Source organism: Kothea flammea (assembly GCF_052161645.1).
GTDB lineage: Bacteria > Planctomycetota > Planctomycetia > Pirellulales > Pirellulaceae > Laterigemmans.
Genome location: NZ_CP197414.1, coordinates 1,830,774 through 1,851,682 on the forward strand (window position 1 = coordinate 1,830,774; position 20,909 = coordinate 1,851,682).

Here is a 20,909-nt window from a genome sequence, read left to right on the forward strand (position 1 = left end):
GCGAGAAGTAACAGCGGCAGTAGAAATTAACAAGGAACCGCAGATGACCGAAAGTAGCCCCCCACGCCACGTGTTTGTTTGGAGAACGTTCCGCGGGGTGCCTTTCCAGCATCATGGAATTTGTCTTGGCGATGGCACGGTGGTGCATTTTACCGACGGTGAAGGCGGGATCGCAGGACCGGGGGGGGATTGGGAGCAGTTTCGGATCTGTCGCACTGAGCTGGTTGCATTTGCTCGCCAAGGCGAGTGCTTTATCCACGAAGTGTCGCATCGGCGGCGACTGGACGATGCCAAAATTCGCCGCCGCGCATTGCGTTGTTTGGGGCGCGCGGGTGTGGTGGGCACGCGGTATCACCTCACGAATCACAACTGCGAGCATTTTGCCCGTTGGTGTGTGACTGGCGAGCTGGAAAGTCGTCAGGTGACGGTCTGCGTGCAGCGGGCGAGCAGCGCAGGCGCGAAGGCGTTGTTGTCGGCGGCCGGTAGATGGGGAGTTCGCGGGGTTGCCGTCAAGTCACGGTTGGCGACCGGTTTGGCACGCGGTTGCAGCCCGTGGTTGTTGACTGCCGACGCGGTGCAGTGGGCGACCGAAGCGTTGGGCCAGCACGTGGGCTTGGTCGATGAGCCAAAACGGAAATTGGCGGGACAAATTTTGGGCGGCACAGCGTCAGCCGCGGTGGGACTCAGCGGTGGCGTCGTCGGCATGCTGGCCGCGACGGGGTTTTGGGTCGCTGGAGAATCGACGGCTTGGGGAGTCAAGCAGTTCGCCAATCGCAAACGCTAGTTAGAGCCGAGCCCATGGGCTCCGCGGAGGCAAATCAGGCCTTCGGACCAGCGAGCAAAGAGGGCGCGGCGCTCGGCTTCATCGCGAAAGCAGCGAACTTCGCCGCCTCGGCGTCCATCATCGCGGACTAATCCACACAGCTCGTGATCGATTGGGGGCGGGTCGGCTTGATCCTCTGCGCTCGTTTGATGCAGCCGAGCGGTGACGTCAAAGCGATAAATTTGCACCCAACCCGGTCTGGCCACGGCGACCAAGCGGACGTTCCGCAACTTGGCGGAACCTCCGTAATATCCAGCCGACGACAGATGGCGGCGAATCGCCATTTCCATCTCTCGATCGCCGCTCCAATTCGCCCACTTTTCTGCGAGCCCACGCCAGAACTTGATCACTTGCCTGCTTTAATTGTTTACGCGTTCAACATATTCCGCGGTCCGAGTATCAACCTTGATGATGTTACCCGTTTTAATGAAGCCGGGGACAACAAATTCGGCGCCGGTTTCCACTTTGGCTGGCTTGGTGACGTTCGTGGCGGTGTCCCCTTTTGCCCCGGGAGCACATTCGATGACTTCCAGCTCTACTTGATTGGGGGGTTCGATGATGATCGGATTGCCATTGTAGAGGGTGATGGCGCAAACCATACCGTCCTTGAGATACTTCCAAATGTCACCACCCTGTTCGCCGGTTACTTCGTATTGTTCAAAAGTTCCACTGTCCATAAAGACGTAATCTTCGCCCTGGCGATAAAGGAACGAGGCGTCTGTTTGTTCCACGTCGGCGGCTTCCAGCGAATCGCCCCCTTTGTAGGTGCGGTCGAGCGAAGTGCCGCGGATCAAATTGCGTAATTTGCATTTGTACATGGCGTTGCCCTTGCCCGGTTTAACGAAATTCATTTCCGTTATCAAATAGGGCTCGCCATCGATTTGGACTTTCAGACCTTTGCGAAAATCGCTTGTATTGTAAGTTGCCACGAGTAAACCGCTCCAAACATCCTGGAAAATTGACCTGTGAGTGAAAGTCTAGCGGCTTTGCGTGATTTTGTCCGCGCCTCCGAACCCTCCGTATCGTGGCAGCATGCCATGAAGCGGGCCATTCGCTCGGCTGCGGAACTTCGCACTCGCCTTGGACTGGACGAGGGGTTTACCAAAAGCGATGGCGGCGGGGAAGGTGAGGAACAATTTCCCGTTTTCGTTCCGCTGGAATTTTTGCGGCGGATGCGGTCGGGAGACCTCAGCGATCCGCTGTTGCGGCAAGTTTTACCGGAAGCGGCCGAGGGGCAGCGGGTGGAAGGGTTTTCGGCCGATCCGGTCGGCGAAGTTGCGGCAACGGCGGCAGACGATCTGGCCAGCGGCTTGATTCGCAAATACCCTGGGCGAGCTTTATTAGTCGCCCACTCCGCTTGCGGAGTTCACTGTCGCTACTGTTTTCGCCGTCATTTTCCCTACGAGGAGGTTTCCGGGGGCGGGCAGTTGTGGGACACGGCAATTGCCACTTTGACGGCCGACGCATCGATCAGCGAGGTCATCCTTAGCGGCGGCGATCCACTGGTCCTGTCCGATCATTCGCTGCGAGTCTTAGTTGATCGTATCGCCCAAATTCCGCATGTCCGCCGGTTGCGAATTCACTCGCGAATGCCGATCGTCATTCCCCAACGCGTGACCGACGCCTTGATTCAGACCCTCCGCGGGACTCGGCTCTCCCCGTGGGTGGTCGTGCATGTCAATCATGCCAACGAGTTGGACTCCGATACGCTGGAGAACTTGGGCCGCTTGATTAGCGCCGGGATTCCCGTGTTGAATCAAGCGGTGTTGTTGGCAGGAGTGAATGATTCCGAGCAAATTATGGAAGCACTCTGTCAAAAATTGATCGATTTCAGGATCCAGCCCTACTATCTGCATCAGTTGGATCGCGTCGAGGGGGCGGCCCATTTCCAAGTCCCCGAGGAACGCGGCTTGGCGATCATCGAGCATCTTCGCAGCCGTTTGCCTGGCTACGGCGTGCCAACTTATGTCCGCGAACTGGCTGGCCAGCCGAGCAAGACGCCGGTGTTGAAAGTGGCTAGTGGCTAGTGGCTACGGAGCAGATCGAGCAGGTGGGCTGGCGGTTGGGCGATGACCTTCACTTGGGTTGGCGCTTCGGGTTGGTTGCGGTTTCGCAGGATGATGATCATCTCTTGATCCCCGCCGCTGCTCGCGCTGTTTCTTGTCCCAATAACGACTGCGGGCTCGGGTGACATGGCGGCGGGTTGTGGCCCATTGGTGCTGGCAAATTGGTTACCGGTGATTTGGCGATTCGTCGCTGGAGCATCGAGCAAGTTGGTCAAGCCGACGCGGCCGAGTTGCCATCGCACCTCGCCGGGACCGGCATAGATGCCAATGTCGCCCTCGAAGTCAGCCGAGTTGCAGACTCCGATTAACTGTCCTTCTCGATTGAATAATCCGCCGCCGCTGCGTCCGTCGACGGGAGCACCGGCGATCTCGAGATTCGAGACACCGAGGTGTTGGTTGTATTTATCGATACCTGAAATGCGAGTATCGCGCAGGCTGGGATCGGCGCCGCGGTCGCAACCAAAGCTGAAAGCCGAATCACCGACTCGCAAGGCGCTGCGATCGCCCAGCACGGGAACTGGAGTGATGTTCTGCGAGTAGCGGAGCGAGACCAACGCGATATCGCGTTTTCCCGCATCAAAGTCGACGAGGTAACCACGCACCGTTTGACTGCTGCCGTTGATGAACAGGTCGACTTCGATTTTGGGTTGCTGTGCCGACTCGCGAAACAGGTGCCCACAAGTGAGCACCAAATATTCATCATTGTGGCGATCGATGATCGTGCCAGTGCCCACGCCGTAGCCCATATTCTCACCATCGCCATCGAAGACTCGCAGTCGCACGGTGGCCGCTTGAGCTCGCGCCACCGCTTGCTGCAATTGCTCGCCCGGCATCGGTGTGCCGGCCGACTTGCCGGTGTAGCTGTCGGCTGCCGAGGCCGGCCGAGAGATGAACTCGGGAGTTTGCCGGGAAGCCAGCTGGGGTGGTTGATTGAATTGGGGTTGTTGGATGACAGCCGAGAGCCGCGTGCGGGCGGCGGCGGGCAGTTGTGAGTTGGTGTTGGTCAGGTTCGGTTTGCTGCTGGTGGCGATTGCGGTCTGCAGCGTTTCCAGTTTTTGCATGCCGACGAGTCGCTGGGCCTCTTTGCCCGCCACGACCACCACGAAGGTTGGCAATTGCTTGATGCCGAAGCGAACCGCCATGTCCACTTCTTGGTCCACATCAACGTGGCGAATCGGCACGCCAGTGGCTTGCAATTGATTCAGCACGGGCTGCATTTTCTTGCAGTACCCGCAACGCTCCGAGGAGAATTCGAGTAGCACGGCATCGCTGACCGACTGAGCCGCCGCAGGCGACCCGAGTGGAGCGGCCCAAGCTAGCGAGTAGAAAACAACAAGAGCCAAAAAGCGGGCGCCGGTAGCACAGAGCATGATCGTCCTCCCTGGACTTGCGACTCTCGATTCCATCGAGAGGCCCCATTGCACAAGAGGTATTTCGCATCCGTTCGAAACCTCTTGGCATGGCGAGCATCCGTTCTCGCGGGGCAACGGGATGTTGCCTTGCCGAAGCCCGCTGAGCAAGAGCAACAGGCAGCTTCGATCTCGAAAAAACTTCCGAGAAAAATGCTAGCAAAAGCCATTAACTTGAAAGCTGATTAGGATTTAGCCGAGCACTAACGAAGTCGAAAAAAAAATGATTTTTGTTCAAGTCCAGACCGGTCTGCTGTCGGAGCCGAATCTGGCCTACAATCGGGCCTCCCGTATTCGTTCAGCTTTACGATTTGTGAATTCATGACCAGACGCATTTTGGTAACTGCCGCCCTGCCCTACGCCAACGGACCGATTCACATTGGGCATTTGGTGGAGTACATCCAAACCGATATCTGGGTCCGGTTTCAAAAGCTTCGTGGGCACCGCTGCGTATTCGTTTGTGCTGACGACACGCACGGTACGGCGATTACAATCCGGGCTCGTCGCGAAGGGCGGACGGAGACCGAAGTGATCGCCGCCATGCAGCAAGCTCACGAGCGTGATTTCGCGGGCTTCGGTATTCACTTTGACAATTACGGCAGCACCAATTCGGCAGAAAACCGGCAGTTGTGCGGTGAAGTCTGGGCCGCCATGCGGGCGGACGGCTTGATCGTCGAACGCAGTATTGAACAGCTCTACGATCGCCAAGCGGAAACCTTCTTAGCCGATCGGTTCGTGCGGGGAACGTGCCCGCGTTGCGGAGCGGCCAACCAACCGGGTGACAATTGTTCGGCTTGCGGCGCTACCTATAGCCCCACCGACCTGGTCGACCCCCGCAGCACGCTCAGCGGCGGTACGCCCGAGCTTCGACAAGCCAAGCACTTGTTTGTCGAACTCAAGCAGTTGCAGGGGTTTTTGGCCGACTGGGTCACCAATAGCGGCGCTTTGCAGAGCGAAACGGCGAATTATCTTAAAGGCCACTTTCTCGTCGATGAGTTGCGGGACTGGGATATCAGCCGCCCGGCACCCTATTTTGGGTTCGAGATCCCCGACGCGCCGGGAAATTTTTGGTACGTCTGGTTTGACGCGCCAATTGGGTACATTGCCAGCACCGCCCAGTGGTGTGCCCGCGAGGAGGAATCGCTGGCGGATTGGTGGCGTAGCCCGGAGACTGAAATTCACCACTTTATCGGTAAAGACATCACCTACTTTCATACCCTGTTCTGGCCCGGGATGCTGAAAACCGCCGGCTTTTCCTTGCCCACCAAAGTGCGCATCCATGGCTTTTTGAACGTCGATGGGCGGAAGATGAGCAAGAGTGAGGGCACGTTGATTACGGCGGAAAAATACCTTCAGCATCTCGAACCGGGGTATTTGCGCTACTTCTACGCGACCAAACTGACGCCCCGGGTGGAGGATTTGGACCTCGGGATCGACGAGTTCTGCGACAAGGTCAACTCCGACTTGGTCGGCAAGGTAGTCAACTTGGCCAGCCGCACGGCTAAATTCGCCCAAGCCTTGGGGCTGGCTGAGCAATATCCCGATGATGGCGGCTTGTTCGAGGCGGGCGTGGCAGCTGGGGAAGCGATTGCTGAGGCCTACGAGCAATGTGATTATTCCCGCGCCATGCGGTTGATCATGGAGCTGGCCGACGCGGCAAACCCCTACATCGAACACGCCAAGCCGTGGGTGCTGAACAAAGATCCTGAGCGGCAAGCCGAACTTCGCGACGTCTGCACCGTGGGGCTGAATTTGTTCCGCCAGCTGTGCGTCTATTTGGCCCCCGTGTTGCCCGAATTGGCAAACCGCTGTGGCGAGTTGTTGGGTGATCCAATCGTCAGCTGGGGCCAAAGCGCCCAGCCACTGTTGGCAACCAGCGTGAAACCGTTTAAACACATGATGACCCGAGTCAAACCCGAGGAATTAACCAAGATGATTGAAGAGAGCCGAGAAGAAGCTGCTGCCGAAACCAAGCAAGCCGCCGCAGCCGAAGCTGGTAAAAGCGTAGCCAGTAACAGCGAGGTTGGCAGCCAAACTTGGAATGACAGCGCCCAGCCGTTACTCGACGAACCGTTGGCCGATGAGATCACGATTGACACCTTCGCCCAAGTCGATTTGCGAGTCGCTCGCGTGGTGAATGCCGAGCATGTTCCCGAGGCGCGTAAATTATTGAAGTTGACTTTGAGCCTGGGTGGCGAGGAAACTCGTCAGGTCTTCGCTGGCATCAAAGCGGCCTACGAGCCTGAGGCTTTGGTGGGGCGATTGGTCGTCGTGGTGGCGAACTTGAAACCACGGCAAATGAAGTTTGGGTTGAGTGAAGGGATGGTCGCGGCTGCCGGTCCGGGAGGTGCGGATGTCTTTTTACTGGGTGTTGATGATGGGGCTCAGCCGGGGCAACGCGTCCACTGAGCTGAGATCACACATATCGGTCGCGAAGGAGTTGCTTCGATGAAGTTTCGCAGAACGGTCGCCGATCGGCTCATTTTGCAACCGACACGCCATCCCCTCAAAGCGATTGATATGCGGCGGGTGGAGATCCCCTATTTCCACGGGCATATCGAGGCTTATGCCGGCCGCACCGAACAGCCGCTGCCGGCATTAGATACTGGCTCGGGCTTGGATTTGGGGCCGGGCTTGGACCGACAGGCTTCGCGCCGGCTTACAGAGCCCTCTCGCGGGCTTGCCGTGCCAGATTTTCAAGCTCAAAAAAAACCGCCGCGACTGTTGGTGTTGAAGTTGCCAGGGACAGCCGGGCGGGCTGAGCGTTCGACGTTATTCCCGGTCACTTTGCTGGAACATCAACCGGCCGAGGTGTGGACTTGGAACGCACCTGGCTACGGTGGTTCGAGTGGCAAGCCGACTTTGGCAGGCATGGCGCACGCTGTTTTGCATTTCTACGACGCGGTGACCGCGTTGCGAGCTGGAGAAGAGACAAGAATCTGGGTCTGCGGGAACAGTTTGGGCTGTGCCACCTCGCTGCACTTGGCCGCTCATCGCCCGGTCGACGGCTTGGTGCTCCGCAATCCCCCGCCGCTGATTGAACTCGTGACCGCTCGCGATGCCTGGTGGAATCTCGGTTTCGGAGGCAGGTTGGTCGCTCGCGGAATTCCTCGCGAGATGAATGCCGTTGTTTCGGCCGAGCGAGTCAACGCGGGGATTCTGTTTATTGAGTCGACCGCCGACAAGGTCGTACCGCCCGATCTACAGCAGCTCATCCGCGAGGCCCACGTGGGGCCTCAGCAGTTGTTGCAGTTGGCCGGGGCCGAGCATCACACGCCGATCGACGATGTTTACCGCGAGCCGCTGGTCGAATCGCTGCGTTGGCTCTGGGACCAAGCTCCCCGTCGTTCGGCCTCAGCCTGTGCTTAGCGAATCGCCTCTCGCCGCCGTTCGGCAGCTCACTACGATTCGACTCTGATTCCGGCTACCGCAGCAATACGATTATTTCACTAAGACTTCCGCGATCATGGAATCGACCAGCGGTTTTACTAGCGAAGCTGGTAAGGCATAGGACATCACTCGTCCGGCGCGGGCGATGTTCAGCCCCACGATTCGCCCTTTGGAGTCGACGACCGGGCCACCACATTGGTCAGGGTCGAGCACGGTATCGTGCTGCAGAACCAAATCGAAGCCAGTCAGCCGTTTGTTCCGTGGACCGTTCAGCCGCGCATCGTCGGCAGACTCGAGCATCAGATTGAACTCGCGGATCTGTGCTTCCAGCTCTACGGTGTCGCCATCGCGAGCAATTGTCAGCCGCACACTTTCTCCGGGGAACATTGCTTTTAATAATTTTGTCACTTCGAGACTGCCCGCGGAGGGGCGTCCGTCGACTTCCATGATCTTGTCGCCGGGTTGCAACCCGGCCGCTTCGGCACCACTGCCGGGAAAGACCAAACCGACGCGAGCGGTGCCTTGTCGGTCGTCTTCCAATCGCACGCCGAGCCGTCCCGTCGCTGGCAGCGGTCGGCTGGCAACGCTGACCACGCCGAGGTGAATAGGACGCCCGCCGCGGCCAACGGTGACGAGAAAACTGCCCACCTGCGGATCTTCGGTGGCGTAAAACTCACTGGCCTTGAGCCCCTTTGCATCACATTCCAACAGCGCCAAATCATCTTCCCGCCGAACCGCCGCTACCCTGGCGGAGACCAAGCGTTTGTCGGAGAGGCGAACGCGAATCGGATCGCCACTTAATTCGCTCCGCTTGGTAACGATCAAGCCATCCTGGTGGACCACCAAGCCGAGGGCAACGGGCCGATCGCCGCTGAAAATCTGCACCGACGACTCACCCGCCACGGCGCATAGCGGTTTGACTAACTCCATCATCGGGCCGCTATCGCGACGGGCGGAAACCCGAAACGGAAAACGGTTTTCCAACCAAGTTTCCCGGTCACGTTGGTCAGAGCTCTGGGAAAACGCGGTCGTTTGCAGGCAGGCTACGACTAACGTCAAACCGAACCAACGTGGTGCCGAGGAGATAGCGCTTCGACGGGCAAGAGCGGATGATCGCACCTGAGACCTCGCAAAAAGAGGGTTAAGCATCGAGGGATGGCGACAAAGCCAGCAGTCAGCACTGGCCACGCGTCATGCATGTTAATGTAAATCTACGGCGTTGACAGCAAATCGGCTCATGAACTCGGATCGCGGCCAATTTCGAGCGTCAGCCATAAGGCTTCGTCTCCCCGTTTGACGCGGACATCGATCCGTTCGCCGGGCATCGTTTCGGCCACAGCCGCCTGCAGGGAGGCAAAATCGCTGATGACCTCTTCGCCGAACCGTTGGATCACATCGCCGGGGCGGATTCCCCCGCGGGAGGCTGGCGAACCGGGAACCACATCGAGAATCTCGGCGGCATCACCACGGGAACTGCCGCTGACCCCGAGCACGGGCCGAAAACCGGGCAGAAATCCCCAGGCTTCTCCGCGAACCAGCCGTTTCCAGGAAGTATCGTAGTGATCGACGGGGACGTGCAAATTGTCGGCCACATCATTACCGATGCGGCTGTGGACCCCGATCAGTTTGCCTTGCAAATCGAACAACGGTCCGCCGCTGTCGCCGCCGATGAGGGCACAGTCGGTTACCAAGGCATCATCGCGAACAGCCAAAATCCGGCCCACGCGAGCGACCACGCCACGAGTATCTTCGTATCCACCGGGGTGGCCCATGGCGATGCACCACATGCCAGGTTTGAGATTTTTACTCGTCCCCAAACTGGCGTGCGGCCACGGCTTGCCGTTGTCGGTGTCGCTGGTGATTTTTATCAGTCCCGCATCGACCGGGCGGTTTAGCCCCAAAGTTTTCGCTGGCACGCGACGGCCATCGGAGAGGGTTAACGTGGCGTCTTTTTGAGTCCGCATCGCCACGTGTGCTGCCGTCAACACGTAACCGTCGTCGGTGACAATGACCCCGCAACCTTGGGATCTGCCAATCTGGACGCTGACCGTGCAGGCGGCAGCCAATTCGGTGACCCGTCGCTGCTGGGCTTCCATCAAGGACAGCACGGTCAATTCGTCAGGAACCGCTCCCTGCATCACCGGCTTGAGATCGGCCGGTGCCGCGACAAAGGTGATTCCACGCGGCGAGCTGGTTTGCCCATCCGCCGCTGTCGATCCCACGCGGTCGGACAACGATTCTTGCCCGCCGGCCACCCCGGGGACAGAGCCGCAGCAAAGTACAGCGAGAGCCAAAGAAGCAACAAATTTCCAGCCCGCTGGCCGGTTACGACTCGGGTTATAAGCAAGCTTCACGAATCCGATGCTCCTCGACAAAGTGGACGTGCTCGCCGATATTCGCGGGCGAGATGGCCGCTGCAGCCAAGACCAGTATAGTTGGCGAACACCCTACTATACGAATCATCGCTGGTTTGGTCAGGCTTCAATGGTGGAAAAACACACAATAAGGCAGATGCAGATGGCAGATTTTCAACCACCTACAGCATTCGTTTTCGGCTGCGGATACTTGGGAAAAAGAGTCGCAATTCGTTTGGTTGAACAAGGTTGGCAGGTCTCCGCCCTGACAAGATCTAGGCAACGAGCCGCCGCGCTGGGACAGCTGGGCATTCAGCCTGTGCTGGGTGATTGGACAAATCGTCGGTTTATTGACGCAATTCCCCCCGCCGAGAGGGTGCTGGTTGCGGTTGGGTTTGACAGTCGTGGCGGGAAATCGCGTCATGAGGTTTATGTCGAAGGTTTGCGAAACGCCTTGCGGGCGGTGCCGGCGACCAGCGATTGCGTCTACGTCAGCACCACTGGGGTCTACCATCAAGGAGATGATCAGTGGGTGGACGAAACATCACCCGCCAAGCCGAGCCGGGAGGGGGGGCAGGCGCATCTTCGCGCCGAAGAATTGCTGTGGCGTCAACGGGCCTCTAGCAGCGGCAGGACTGTGGTGTTGAGGATGGCCGGGTTATACGGTCCTGAAAGGGTGCCGCGACTGCAAGCGGTGCGCCAGGGTACGCCGTTGGATGTGCAGGGTGACAGTTATTTAAATTTAGTTCACATCGATGACGCCGCTTCCTGCGTGTTGGCCGCGTGGCAGCAACCGCGAGTCGAGCGACTGTACGCGATTGCCGATGGAACCCCCGTGTTGCGTCGCGATTACTATCAGGAGCTTGCCCGTTTGGCCGGCGCGCCGCCTGCGCAACTGGCCGAAAGTCGCCGCCCTTTGGCGATCGCTGGCACTGCCGGGGAGCGTGGCCGAGCGGAGGGGAGTAAACGGATTTGGACTAGGCGGATGCGGCGAGATTTGTTGCCCCAACCGCAATATCCCAGTTTCCGAGAGGGGTTAGCAGCCGTTTGCCAACCGGTAAAGTAACTACGGGGTTTCCCGCTCCGCTCGATAACCCTTAGACTTGAGCGGAGCCCTAAGGCTGGAGGGGCCTAGTGGTTTGTCAAGATTAAGAATTCGGGTCGCCTTCTTGAGCCGTTTTGGCGCTAGCCACGGTTTTGTCGCATGAGCCGTGGCTAGCGCCAAAACGGCTAACCCTTAAACTGAACTCTGACAAACCACTAGTGCTTCTTTTCCGCGTTTCCTTGTCTCGCTTTTGCTTCTTCGGAGTAGCTCCGCATGTTGGTTCGAAAACCTCTGTTTCCTGGCATCATCGAATTGAACTTCCAGGCGGGGGAAGTGCTGGGTTGCAACGTTTACTTGGTGTACGACGGTGACGAGTGGATTCTGATCGACATCGGCTACGAAGAAACAGTCGACGATTACATTGAGATCATTCGCAAGATAGATTTTCCGTTGGCCCAGTGCAAAACGTTGGTTGCCACTCACGCCGACGTCGACCACATTCAGGGCTTGGCCAAAGCCAAACAGTTGTTGCGGACGACCGTCACCGCACATCCCAACGCGGTTACCCCGTTGCAAACTGGCGACCGGTTGAAGACGTTGGCTGAAATCACCGCCCAGGGGCTCGATCTGGCGATGCCGCCGGTGGAAATTGAGCACACGGTGGTCGACGGCGACATTTTGCAAGTTGGCGAGTTACAGCTACAGGTCTGGCACACTCCTGGGCACACCGACAGTCAGTTGGCTTTTCGGTTGGGAGACATTTTGCTGAGTGGAGACAATATTTACCGCGACGGCTGCATCGGTGCCATCGATCCGCATCACGGCAGCGATATTGCCGCTTTTGTGACTTCGCTGGAACGCATTCGCGATAGTGATGTGAAATGGTTGTTGCCCAGTCACGGACCAATTTTTGCCAAAGACGACGCCATGTTGGAGCGGACCATTGAGCGGGTACGGGGGTACCTGACGATGGCCGACTTTGGCACGTTGGCCGAGAGTTGGCCGCTGATGGATCAATGGGAAGACGAAGTTTCTGAGGGGACGTTGCCAAGCGGCGTGGGCGATGTTCCCGTCAACGATTGAGACGATTGCTGGCGAGCACGAGCACGAGCGATAAGCTTCCGTCGGGCTCGCCCCGGTTCGGAGCAACAAGTGGCGGCTACATTGCTTGCCTCAATTAACTTTTCCCTGGCCGCCCGCGATTCGCCAAAGGCGAATCGCGCGCGGCCAGGAGGCGGTTTTTAGGGGCTCGTTGAGTAGCTTCCAGTTGTGATCCCAGCTGGGGCAAGCCCAGCGGAAATCGGCTCGCCGCTGCTCTCCCCGCTTCACTCTTCACTCTTCACTCTTCACTCGGGTGCTCAGGATCCGTCGATGGCCGGCTAAATCTTTGATAAAGCTGGCCGGTTCGTAGCCACCGTGAGCGGTTACCAGTTCGGCTGCAGCCGCGGCGATCATGGGGCTCAATTCGATCAAGCAGCAGCCACCTGGAACTAGCAGCGGGTGCGCCTCATCGAGTAAACGCTCGATGATTTCCGTTCCTTGAGGACCAGCCACCAGTGCTTGCTGGGGTTCGAAATCGCGGACCCAGGGGTGTAGCTCGGCGTATTCCGCCTCACTCACGTAGGGCGGGTTGCTGCAGATGATGTCAAAAGGTTGAGTTTGATCGAGAGCTGTGCAGAGGTCGCTTTGCAGCAGCTCGATTTGCCCCTCGAGCTGGTGTTTTTCCACGTTGTACTTGGCGATTTCCAGCGCCGCCGGGGAAATGTCGACCGCGGTCACGTGGGAGTTGGGCAAGTTGGCCGCGATGGCAATTGCGATGGCGCCGCTGCCGGTGCCGACGTCGAGCAGTCGCAATTGGCGATCGGGTTCGGCGAGCCGCAATTGTTTGGCTTGGTCGAGTGCCTCGATGACCAGGTGTTCGGTCTCGGGGCGGGGAATCAGGGTTGCTTCGCTGACCCGCAACTCGAGGGAGTAAAATTCTTTGTGACCGACGAGGTAAGCTACTGGGGTGCCTTCGCCGCGGCGGCGGACCATTTCGCGAAACGCTTCACGGACCTCGGCGGATGGTTCCGCGTCGAAAGCGGTGTAGAGCTCGATTCGCGAGCAACCGCGGGCTTCGGCCAGCAGCACTTCGGCATCGAGGCGGGGTGAATCAGCACCTCGCTTTTGAAAGTACTCGGTCGTCCATTTCAGTAGTCGCAGCACCGTCCACGGTTCCGCTTGCCCGGTCGTCATGGCAATCCTTGTTATTCGTCCAGCATGTCGCCGCGCAATTGATCGCGATCGTATTCTAGCAGGGCATTGGTGACGGGGGCCAAGTCGCCACCGACGATCTGGTCGAGTTTGTAAAGGGTTAGATTAATGCGGTGGTCGGTTAAGCGGTTTTGCGGAAAGTTGTAAGTTCGAATCCGCTGGCTACGATCGCCGGAGCCGATCAGCGTTTTTCGTTCTTCGGCCCGCTTGGACGATTCTTCTTCACGTTTCTTTTCGTAGATTCGCGTTTTCAGCACTCGCAGTGCTTTGGCCAGATTTTTGTGCTGGCTTTTCTCGTCTTGGCACTGCACGACAATACCGGTTTCAAAGTGCGTAAGCCGCACGGCTGATTCGGTCTTGTTGACGTGTTGTCCCCCCGGGCCTGAAGCACAGAACTTATCCAAGCGATATGAGTCTGGTTTCAAATCGACTTCGACATCCTCGGGTTCTGGCATCACGGCGACGGTGGCTGCCGAGGTGTGGATACGACCTTGGGTCTCCGTTTCGGGCACGCGTTGGACACGATGACCGCCGCTTTCGTACTGCAAGTCGCGGAACACGCTCTCGCCGCTGAGCCCCAGGGTGATTTCCTTAAAACCGCCCAGCTCGGTGCCGCTGGAGTCGATGATCTCCACTTTCCAGCCGCGAACTTCGGCGTGTCGGCGATACATTTCGTAAAGATCGCGAGCAAACAAAGCGGCTTCGTCGCCCCCCGTTCCGGCGCGAATTTCCATCACGCAACGGGTTCGCTGGGCATCCTCGCCGCCAATTGTCATGCTCAGCAGGTCAGTCCACAGTCCCTCGCGAGTGTGTCGCAGTTCGACTAGTTCCTCTTCGGCCATTTCCCGCTCTTCGGGATCGTCCGTGGAGGCGGCTAGATCTTGACAGCCGACGATGTCGCGGGAGAGTTTTTTGAACTCCAGATATTTGGCAGCCAGCCGCGCCAGGCTACCGTGTTCGCGAGCAATTTGACTCATCTGTGGACCATCGGATTGAATATCCGGGTCCGACATTTGCCGCTCTAGTTCACGATAGCGATCAAGTTTTTGATCGAGGGTGTCGCGAATCGTTCCACTCATCAGTGTATCCAGTCCCGCCGGGAGAAACTGGCTGGCGGGTCAGCCGTGGCAGCAGCCCATTGGCCACTGCAGTCCAATTCGCCGCGATGACAGGAACAGGTGGCGATCGATAGGAAAAAGACAAAGACGCGGGTTCGACCGACGACAGCCTATTTGCCAGCTTTCTTTTTCTTGTTCTGCAAGCTGGCATATGTGCCGGCGGCAAATTTCTTCTGAAACTTGTCAATCCGTCCAGCAGCATCGACATACTTCAGCTTGCCCGTGTAAAACGGATGGCAAGCGCTGCAGATGTCAATCTTGAGTTCCGTTTGGGTGCTGCGGGTCATAAAGCTGTTGCCGCAACCACAGGAAACCAACGTTTCTTGATAGCGGGGGTGAATGCCTTCTTTCATCGAATCAACTTCTCATATGCTAATGGGGCGCCCACTGCTTGGCACGTACAAGCAGGTCGCCGCAGACAAAGTTCGTAGTCCCGAATAGTAGGTTCTCGGAGGCTGGCTTGACAAGGCCTGCTGGGCTCTCCCAGCAGGAATCGGGAGGATTCAACTCGAAATTGGAGCACTTTAGTCACTTTTGCCAATTTCACCCCGGGAAATTGTTGCGGTCTTGTCGCAAACTCGTTCGCTTCGCCTTTTGAAGGAAAGAGAATTTGCTTGCGGCTTGTTCACCGATGGTTCGTCGCAGGCTATTCTATACCCCTCAGTCTCTCTTGATGGCCCCAGTCGAGCGATCGGAATCCACTCATGTCGAATTTCCCCCCCAGCGGACCCAACGACCCAAATCCTTACGCGGCGTCTGGCCCGCTCGCTCAGCAGCCTAATTTTGGCCAGCAAGCGGGCTACGGCCAGCAAGCGGTGCACCCTGATCAACAGGGTGACGCCACCGGGGGGCTCATTCCTTACAAGAACCCCAAAGCTTTGATTGCCTACTACGTCGGAATTTTGGGATTGTTGCCCATAATCGGGTTGCCGCTCTCGTTGGCTGCCGTCGTGCTGGGAATCTTGGGGCTGAAAGCCCGGAAACAAAATCCAATTATCAAGGGCTCAGTCCACGCTTGGATTGGAATCGTGCTGGGAATGGTCGCCACGCTCTACAACACCCTGTTCGTGGTCGCCATTGTCGCGGCCATGGCCAGCAGTCGCTAGCGATTGGCTCGCGGTGGCTGCTTCGGGCTGTTTATCAGCGGCGGGAGATTTTCCGGCATTACGCGCAACGTGCCCGACAAAGACCGTATCGGCCAGCAATTGGCCGATATGGTACATCGTCATTGGCAGCGTGCTGACTCCACAATCGATCGAGATCTGTAAACCCACCATCAAAGTTTTTTGGCTGCCGGCGATCCCCACGGCAACTTGATCAGCTCGCCCCAGGCCTGCCGCTCCAGCCAACGTCCACCCCATCCCGAGCACGATCAAGTGCGTGGCTAGGGCGAAAATCGCCACCGCGGTGATCCAAAATGGCGACGTTTCGGCGTTCGCTGAGGCAAGTGCCGGGGAGAGCACCGAGGTAGTTGCTTGGCGGGTTGCTTGACTCGCCACGCGGCGTTTCGTTTCCGCCGCTCCGAAAGCGACCATCAGCAGGATGCCGCAGAGTGCGACTTGGGTGAGCTTCAATTTGTGCCGATCAGCCCAAGCGGCCAGCGGGCGATGCAACCGCAACAGACTCGCGAGGGTCAGGGGGAGCACCACCAGCGTTGCTAAACGAAGCACTTGGCCGGAGAAGCTGAGCGAAGTGGTTTGCCCGAGCAGCAGCCACAGCGTTGTCGGCGCGATGAAAAAGCAGCAGCCATTGGTGATCAGCATCACCATCATGGCGACGACTTCGTTGCCGCCACCTTTGCGGGTCCAAGCAAGTGCCGAAGCTAACGTGCAGGGGACCGCGGCGGCCACGATCAAGCCGCCAGCCAAACTGGCGGGGAGTCCCTGAGCAAAAATCCAAGCGACGAAGGGAACGGCGACCACATTCAGGCTAAGGGCCAGCAGGCCCGCTTTGGGGGATCGCCAGCTGTCGCCAAACGAACTGGCCGGCACCGTCAGCCCCATGAGAAACAGCACGCAAGCGACGAGGCCGCTGCGGAGTCCGGGGGTGTCACCGACGGTGGCGACGGGGCCCGGCAGGGTAAATCCGCTCGCCAGTGCGATTGCCAAGGCCAGCAGAAACCACTGACGAAGTAGAAATGTCAAAGATTTACCTAGAATTGCTTGCCCACTGCAACCAGAACGCACTGGCTGGAATTTTGTTCGATCGGTAAGATGCCCGGCGGGCTTCATGCCCAAATTATCCTAACTTCTCTTTCTGACTTCGTAACCGTAGATCATCAACTCATGCTGCGTTATTGGACGGCTGGCGAATCGCACGGTAAAGCACTGCTCGCTTTGGTCGACGGTTTTCCCGCCGGTATGCCGATTGATACCGATCGCATCGATGCCGATCTGGCCCTCCGTCAGGGTGGTTATGGTCGCGGTAAACGCCAGCAGTTGGAGACCGACCGTGTCGACATCTTGTCGGGGGTGTGGCAAGGCCAAACGCTGGGCAGCCCACTGGCTTTGCAAGTCATCAACCGCGATTACAAACTAGAACGGCTCAAGGATCTGGAGCGGCCTCGTCCGGGACACGGTGACCTGACCGGGGCGGTGAAATATCTGGGTTCCATCCGAGGCGTCTTGGAGCGGGCTTCGGCTCGTGAGACAGCCGTGCGCGTGGCCGCCGGTTCGCTGGCAAAACAGCTGCTCGCCCAATTCGATGTGGAGGTGCTCGGTTATGTCTGCGAGCTCGGGGGGCTGGCGATCGAGACTCCCGCGGGAGATCTCGCCTCGCATCGTCAATCGCGTTCCGAGTCAATCGTTTACACGCTCGACCCGGCCCGTGACGAAGAGTTTCGGCAACTAATTGATCAAACGGGGGACGACGGCGATACGCTGGGCGGTGTCTTGGAAGTTCGCGTGGAGGGCTTGCCCTTTGGCCTGGGAACTCACGCTCAGTGGGATCGCAAACTCGATGGCCGGTTGGCCCAAGCCGTAATGGCTGTGCAGGCGATTAAAGGGGTGGAAATTGGGATGGGGTTCACCGCCGCCCGCTTGCGGGGCAGCCAAGTCCACGATCCGATTCAATTTGATCCGGCTCAAGCCGACGGCCCGTCGCTCGGTTACACCCGGCCATCGAACAACGCCGGTGGGCTCGAAGCGGGGATGACCAATGGCCAGCCTTTGATCATTAGGGCGGCCAAAAAACCGATTTCAACGCTCCGCAAACCGCTCGATTCGATCAACTGGGAAACCAAGCAACCGCATCGTGCGCAATATGAACGCAGCGACGTGTGTGCCGTTTCCGCCGCGGCAATCATCATCGAAGCGGTGGTGGCATTCGAGGTCGCTGCCGCTTTTGTGGAAAAGTTTGGGGGGGATAGTTTGGCGGAAATGCGAGCCCGATATGATTTGTTTCAACAAATGGCCAGGAACGTTTGACGCTGACTTGACGATTATCGCCGTTGATTTCGGCTGGCATAAACAGCGATAACAGAGCCTCGATAGGCTAAGCTTCGGATCGACTGAACCAGAGTCGATCGGCAAATCCACACGCGGAAGCAACATGGTGGCAAGTGCGAGGATGCATGAACGCAGCGAGCGAGCGCTCTGTCGCTTGACTTTTCTGCTGCTCTGCGCGCTGCCCACGTTGGTGACGATCAGCGGGGTCATCGTCACGCTGACTCCCTGGTATCACCGCGGCGAGATCCGGCGACTCGAGAGTATGCTCAACCAGCGGTTGGGCGTGGTCGTGCAGATTGGCGACATGGAACACGGCAAGCCGGGCTACTGGGAACTGCGTGATGTGGTGTTACGGCATCCTGAAACGGATCGAGAAGTGGCTCGTGTGGCGACCGTTTTGTTTACGCGAAACGATCGCAAGATGGGTGTGCATCTCAGCCAGCCTCACATCCAGGCCGAGCAACTCAGCACCGTCTGGAATTTGATTCACGATCGCTTTCTTTGTCAGCCTCAATTGACCGGGGAACTGGTGCAGTTGGGTGCGGAGGGGCTGACCCTGCTCGGTTCGCCGCAAGCGATTACGCTGACACCAGTGGACGTCTTGGTGAAGTCGGACGACCAGCAAACGACCGCTTCGATGCGGTTTGCTTTGGCGGGTGAATCGTCCACTGCCAAACGTGCTCGCTTGGATGTGCACCGCATCCGCGACAGCGTTTCCCCACGCACCACGTGGGTGCTCGAATCGGGCGATACTCCCCTCCCCTGCGGCGTCTTGGCAACTTACCTACCGATCATGCGGAGGCTGGGGCCTGAGGCGGAATTCAGCGGCTTGGTGCGTTGGGAACAGCAGCAAAGTGATTATCAAGTGCGGCTGGAAAATGCTCGCTTTGCCAACGTCAACATGCTCGACTTGTCCCAGCCCTTTGACTTTCCCTTCAGTGGCGTGGGCTTAATCGAAGTCGACTCGCTGCACCGCTTGGGAGGCCAGCCGATTCAGTGGGCTCAAGGGCGTTTGACCGTGGAAGGTGCGAAGATCGATTCGCGGTTGATCCGCCGCTTGGCTTTCGAAATGGGAGCCAAAGTCGATCTCGAGCGGTTGGAAGCCGCGACGCGAATTGATTGCGATCTGCTTTCACTCGGCTTTACCCTCGATCAAGCAGGCGTTAGCACTCGAGGGCTCTGCTATCGTCAGCCCGAGTATGGTCGTCTGCCACCAGGCACCGCGATGATTTCCGCCGGTAAAGCATTTGCCGTGCTCGAACCGAATCAATCGATTACGGGCGAGCAATTGGGCTACGCCCTCGATCGCGCCGGCCGTTTGCAGTTACCCATCGGAGCGCCAATCGATATCGCCAAACGCTTGCTGCCAGATCTGGATGCGACGACTGATCGCAATCGACAACCGCCCGCGGAAAGTTCTTCTCCCGTGGTCCACAGCGTTTATTTGAAGCAAGAGTGAAGCGTGAACGCACGCGGAACTCCCAGCACGTCGCGCGGCAAAACATTGCCGGCTATCGCCAGCTAAGACGAACAGCGGGGTGACAAGACACGCTACACACCACTTGAATGACGGTTTTTTGCTCGGTAGACTGCAATACAAGATCCTTATCAGTATTCCTAATAGTATCAGTATTCGATCCTGCTACCGACTCATAAGGACAGCGCACCACCACCGCTTCAATGGCCATCACCTATCTGAAATCCGGCAAGCCCGAAAACCAACGGGCCGAAGACGACGCCAAGGTGCGTGGTATTGTTGAGAGTACCCTGGCTGACATTGCCGCCCGCGGCGATGAAGCCGTGCGGGAACTATCCGTCAAATTCGACCGATACGACCCTCCTAGCTTTAAACTGAGCCCCTCTGAAATAGAAGCTGCGATGGCCCGGGTTTCGGCCCGCGACCTTGCCGATATCCGATTTGCCCAGGCTCAAATCCGTCGTTTCGCGGAAGCCCAACGCGCCTCCCTGATAGACCTCGAGGTTGAAACGCTGCCCGGCGTGATTCTCGGTCACAGGAACATCCCCGTGCCATCGGTCGGTTGCTATGTGCCGGGTGGCAAGTTTCCAATGGTGGCTTCCGCCCACATGTCGGTGTTGACCGCGTCGGTGGCGGGCGTGCCACGCATTGTTGCTGCCGCTCCGCCCCAAAACGGCGATCCCCATCCCGCGATTGTCGCGGCCATGCACCTGGGCGGTGCGCACGAAATCTACGTTTTGGGTGGCATGCAGGCGATCGGTGCCATGGCACTGGGAACGTCAACCATCGACCCCGTGGACATGATCGTGGGCCCCGGCAACGCCTTTGTGGCCGAGGCCAAACGCCAACTCTTCGGCCGCGTGGGCATCGACCTCCTTGCTGGGCCAACCGAGACACTGGTCATCGCGGACGATACCGTCGATGCCGAGCTGTGTGCCACCGATCTGCTCGGGCAAGCCGAACATGGTTACAACTCACCCGCCATCCTGCTGACGAATTCATCCCACCTCGCCCTGGCGACCCTAGCGGAAATCGACCGGCTCCTCGATATCCTGCCCACGGCTGAAACCGCCCGGGCATCGTGGCAGGACTACGGCGCCGTGATTCTCTGCGACACCTACGAGGAGATGCTTGCCACGGCCGACGCGATCGCTTCGGAGCACGTGCAGGTGATGACCGACCGCGACGATTGGTTCCTGGAAAACATGACTTGTTACGGAGCCTTGTTCCTGGGGCCGCGGACCCACGTGGCCAACGGCGACAAGGTGATTGGAACCAACCACACCCTGCCAACCCGAAGGGCCGGGCGTTACACCGGCGGCCTCTGGGTCGGCAAATTTCTGAAAACCCATACCTACCAAAAGATTCTCACCGATGAAGCCGCAACGTTGATCGGCAAATACGGCTCACGGCTGTGCATGCTCGAGGGATTCGTGGGCCACGCCGAACAGTGCAATATGCGAGTGCGTCGTTATGGTGGTGAAAACGTCGCGTATGGTGCCGCCTCCGGGTGATGCCGCTGGTTTCT

Annotated in this window: 19 protein-coding genes; 10 read left to right on the forward strand and 9 right to left on the reverse strand. The window is 58.3% G+C overall.

The features are described from left to right. Positions 1-43 precede the first annotated feature (43 nt). Entirely contained in the window at positions 44-784 is a 741-nt protein-coding gene (locus SH139x_RS06505; protein WP_488354468.1) for a lecithin retinol acyltransferase family protein, read from the forward strand. Here the strand turns inward: SH139x_RS06505 and SH139x_RS06510 are convergent. Both SH139x_RS06510 and efp read right to left on the reverse strand, forming a co-directional pair. Beyond that, complete coding sequence (locus SH139x_RS06510) at positions 781-1,107, reverse strand: hypothetical protein (RefSeq protein WP_488354469.1); 327 nt, start codon at positions 1,105-1,107, stop codon at positions 781-783. The genes SH139x_RS06505 and SH139x_RS06510 overlap by 4 nt on opposite strands. 75 nt (positions 1,108-1,182) lie before the next feature. Beyond that, the gene (gene efp, locus SH139x_RS06515; RefSeq protein WP_488354470.1) at positions 1,183-1,752 is read right to left on the reverse strand and encodes an elongation factor P; all 570 of its coding nucleotides are present in this window, start codon (positions 1,750-1,752) and stop codon (positions 1,183-1,185) included. A gap of 36 nt (positions 1,753-1,788) precedes the next feature. On the opposite strand from efp, the gene epmB reads away from it, so the two are divergent. Further along, on the forward strand, positions 1,789-2,850 hold the full coding sequence (epmB, locus tag SH139x_RS06520; protein ID WP_488354471.1) for an EF-P beta-lysylation protein EpmB: 1,062 nt from the start codon (positions 1,789-1,791) through the stop codon (positions 2,848-2,850). On the opposite strand, the gene SH139x_RS06525 is transcribed toward epmB, so the two are convergent. After that, entirely contained in the window at positions 2,847-4,259 is a 1,413-nt protein-coding gene (locus tag SH139x_RS06525) for a trypsin-like peptidase domain-containing protein (RefSeq protein WP_488354472.1), read from the reverse strand. The two genes, epmB and SH139x_RS06525, sit on opposite strands and share 4 nt — an antisense overlap. A gap of 360 nt (positions 4,260-4,619) precedes the next feature. Here SH139x_RS06525 and metG point away from each other — a divergent pair, with 360 nt between their 5' ends. Further along, positions 4,620-6,707, forward strand: a complete 2,088-nt coding sequence (gene metG / locus SH139x_RS06530) for a methionine--tRNA ligase (RefSeq protein ID WP_488354473.1) — start codon at positions 4,620-4,622, stop codon at positions 6,705-6,707. A 39-nt stretch (positions 6,708-6,746) separates the two neighbouring features. Continuing rightward, positions 6,747-7,667 (forward strand): alpha/beta hydrolase, encoded by a 921-nt coding sequence (locus SH139x_RS06535; protein WP_488354474.1) that lies wholly within the window; start codon positions 6,747-6,749, stop codon positions 7,665-7,667. Positions 7,668-7,739: 72 nt separating this feature from the next. On the opposite strand, the gene SH139x_RS06540 is transcribed toward SH139x_RS06535, so the two are convergent. Then, positions 7,740-8,807 (reverse strand): PDZ domain-containing protein, encoded by a 1,068-nt coding sequence (locus SH139x_RS06540; RefSeq protein WP_488354475.1) that lies wholly within the window; start codon positions 8,805-8,807, stop codon positions 7,740-7,742. 116 nt (positions 8,808-8,923) lie between these two features. Then, entirely contained in the window at positions 8,924-10,042 is a 1,119-nt protein-coding gene (locus SH139x_RS06545; RefSeq protein ID WP_488354476.1) for a S1C family serine protease, read from the reverse strand. Positions 10,043-10,049: 7 nt separating this feature from the next. On the opposite strand from SH139x_RS06545, the gene SH139x_RS06550 reads away from it, so the two are divergent. Then, complete coding sequence (locus SH139x_RS06550) at positions 10,050-11,108, forward strand: SDR family oxidoreductase (RefSeq protein ID WP_488354477.1); 1,059 nt, start codon at positions 10,050-10,052, stop codon at positions 11,106-11,108. Positions 11,109-11,360: 252 nt separating this feature from the next. Further along, positions 11,361-12,170, forward strand: a complete 810-nt coding sequence (locus SH139x_RS06555) for an MBL fold metallo-hydrolase (RefSeq protein ID WP_488354478.1) — start codon at positions 11,361-11,363, stop codon at positions 12,168-12,170. Positions 12,171-12,419: 249 nt separating this feature from the next. Here the strand turns inward: SH139x_RS06555 and prmC are convergent, their stop codons facing one another. The 3 genes from prmC to rpmE all read right to left on the reverse strand — a co-directional run bounded on the left by prmC (position 12,420) and on the right by rpmE (position 14,811). Continuing rightward, the gene (gene prmC / locus SH139x_RS06560; RefSeq protein WP_488354479.1) at positions 12,420-13,322 is read right to left on the reverse strand and encodes a peptide chain release factor N(5)-glutamine methyltransferase; all 903 of its coding nucleotides are present in this window, start codon (positions 13,320-13,322) and stop codon (positions 12,420-12,422) included. An 11-nt stretch (positions 13,323-13,333) separates the two neighbouring features. Then, positions 13,334-14,419, reverse strand: coding sequence for a peptide chain release factor 1 (gene prfA / locus SH139x_RS06565; RefSeq protein ID WP_488354480.1), 1,086 nt, complete (start codon positions 14,417-14,419; stop codon positions 13,334-13,336). Between the two features lie 149 nt (positions 14,420-14,568). Then, positions 14,569-14,811 (reverse strand): 50S ribosomal protein L31, encoded by a 243-nt coding sequence (gene rpmE, locus SH139x_RS06570; RefSeq protein WP_488354481.1) that lies wholly within the window; start codon positions 14,809-14,811, stop codon positions 14,569-14,571. A gap of 351 nt (positions 14,812-15,162) precedes the next feature. On the opposite strand from rpmE, the gene SH139x_RS06575 reads away from it, so the two are divergent. Beyond that, positions 15,163-15,564 carry a DUF4190 domain-containing protein gene (locus SH139x_RS06575; RefSeq protein WP_488354482.1) on the forward strand — a complete coding sequence of 134 codons (402 nt, stop codon included), beginning with the start codon at positions 15,163-15,165 and terminating at the stop codon, positions 15,562-15,564. On the opposite strand, the gene SH139x_RS06580 is transcribed toward SH139x_RS06575, so the two are convergent. Next, positions 15,463-16,602, reverse strand: coding sequence for a bile acid:sodium symporter family protein (locus SH139x_RS06580; protein ID WP_488354483.1), 1,140 nt, complete (start codon positions 16,600-16,602; stop codon positions 15,463-15,465). The two genes, SH139x_RS06575 and SH139x_RS06580, sit on opposite strands and share 102 nt — an antisense overlap. Before the next feature lie 141 nt (positions 16,603-16,743). Here SH139x_RS06580 and aroC point away from each other — a divergent pair, with 141 nt between their 5' ends. From aroC to hisD, 3 genes are all read left to right on the forward strand, one after another. Further along, positions 16,744-17,883 carry a chorismate synthase gene (gene aroC, locus SH139x_RS06585; RefSeq protein WP_488354484.1) on the forward strand — a complete coding sequence of 380 codons (1,140 nt, stop codon included), beginning with the start codon at positions 16,744-16,746 and terminating at the stop codon, positions 17,881-17,883. Positions 17,884-18,025: 142 nt separating this feature from the next. Beyond that, complete coding sequence (locus SH139x_RS06590) at positions 18,026-19,363, forward strand: hypothetical protein (protein WP_488354485.1); 1,338 nt, start codon at positions 18,026-18,028, stop codon at positions 19,361-19,363. 221 nt (positions 19,364-19,584) lie between these two features. Then, complete coding sequence (gene hisD, locus SH139x_RS06595) at positions 19,585-20,895, forward strand: histidinol dehydrogenase (protein WP_488354486.1); 1,311 nt, start codon at positions 19,585-19,587, stop codon at positions 20,893-20,895. The last annotated feature ends 14 nt before the right edge of the window (positions 20,896-20,909 follow it).

Bases quoted from the DNA above. Each gene is read 5' to 3' on its own strand.
- prmC (WP_488354479.1), bottom strand. From the start codon at position 13,322: ATGACGACCGGGCAAGCGGAACCGTGGACGGTGCTGCGACTACTGAAA.
- hisD (WP_488354486.1), top strand. From the start codon at position 19,585: ATGGCCATCACCTATCTGAAATCCGGCAAGCCCGAAAACCAACGGGCC.
- prfA (WP_488354480.1), bottom strand. From the start codon at position 14,419: ATGAGTGGAACGATTCGCGACACCCTCGATCAAAAACTTGATCGCTAT.
- metG (WP_488354473.1), top strand. From the start codon at position 4,620: ATGACCAGACGCATTTTGGTAACTGCCGCCCTGCCCTACGCCAACGGA.
- SH139x_RS06550 (WP_488354477.1), top strand. From the start codon at position 10,050: ATGCTCCTCGACAAAGTGGACGTGCTCGCCGATATTCGCGGGCGAGAT.
- SH139x_RS06525 (WP_488354472.1), bottom strand. From the start codon at position 4,259: ATGCTCTGTGCTACCGGCGCCCGCTTTTTGGCTCTTGTTGTTTTCTAC.
- rpmE (WP_488354481.1), bottom strand. From the start codon at position 14,811: ATGAAAGAAGGCATTCACCCCCGCTATCAAGAAACGTTGGTTTCCTGT.
- SH139x_RS06590 (WP_488354485.1), top strand. From the start codon at position 18,026: ATGCATGAACGCAGCGAGCGAGCGCTCTGTCGCTTGACTTTTCTGCTG.
- SH139x_RS06555 (WP_488354478.1), top strand. From the start codon at position 11,361: ATGTTGGTTCGAAAACCTCTGTTTCCTGGCATCATCGAATTGAACTTC.
- SH139x_RS06505 (WP_488354468.1), top strand. From the start codon at position 44: ATGACCGAAAGTAGCCCCCCACGCCACGTGTTTGTTTGGAGAACGTTC.
- SH139x_RS06510 (WP_488354469.1), bottom strand. From the start codon at position 1,107: ATGGCGATTCGCCGCCATCTGTCGTCGGCTGGATATTACGGAGGTTCC.
- SH139x_RS06575 (WP_488354482.1), top strand. From the start codon at position 15,163: ATGTCGAATTTCCCCCCCAGCGGACCCAACGACCCAAATCCTTACGCG.
- aroC (WP_488354484.1), top strand. From the start codon at position 16,744: ATGCTGCGTTATTGGACGGCTGGCGAATCGCACGGTAAAGCACTGCTC.
- SH139x_RS06535 (WP_488354474.1), top strand. From the start codon at position 6,747: ATGAAGTTTCGCAGAACGGTCGCCGATCGGCTCATTTTGCAACCGACA.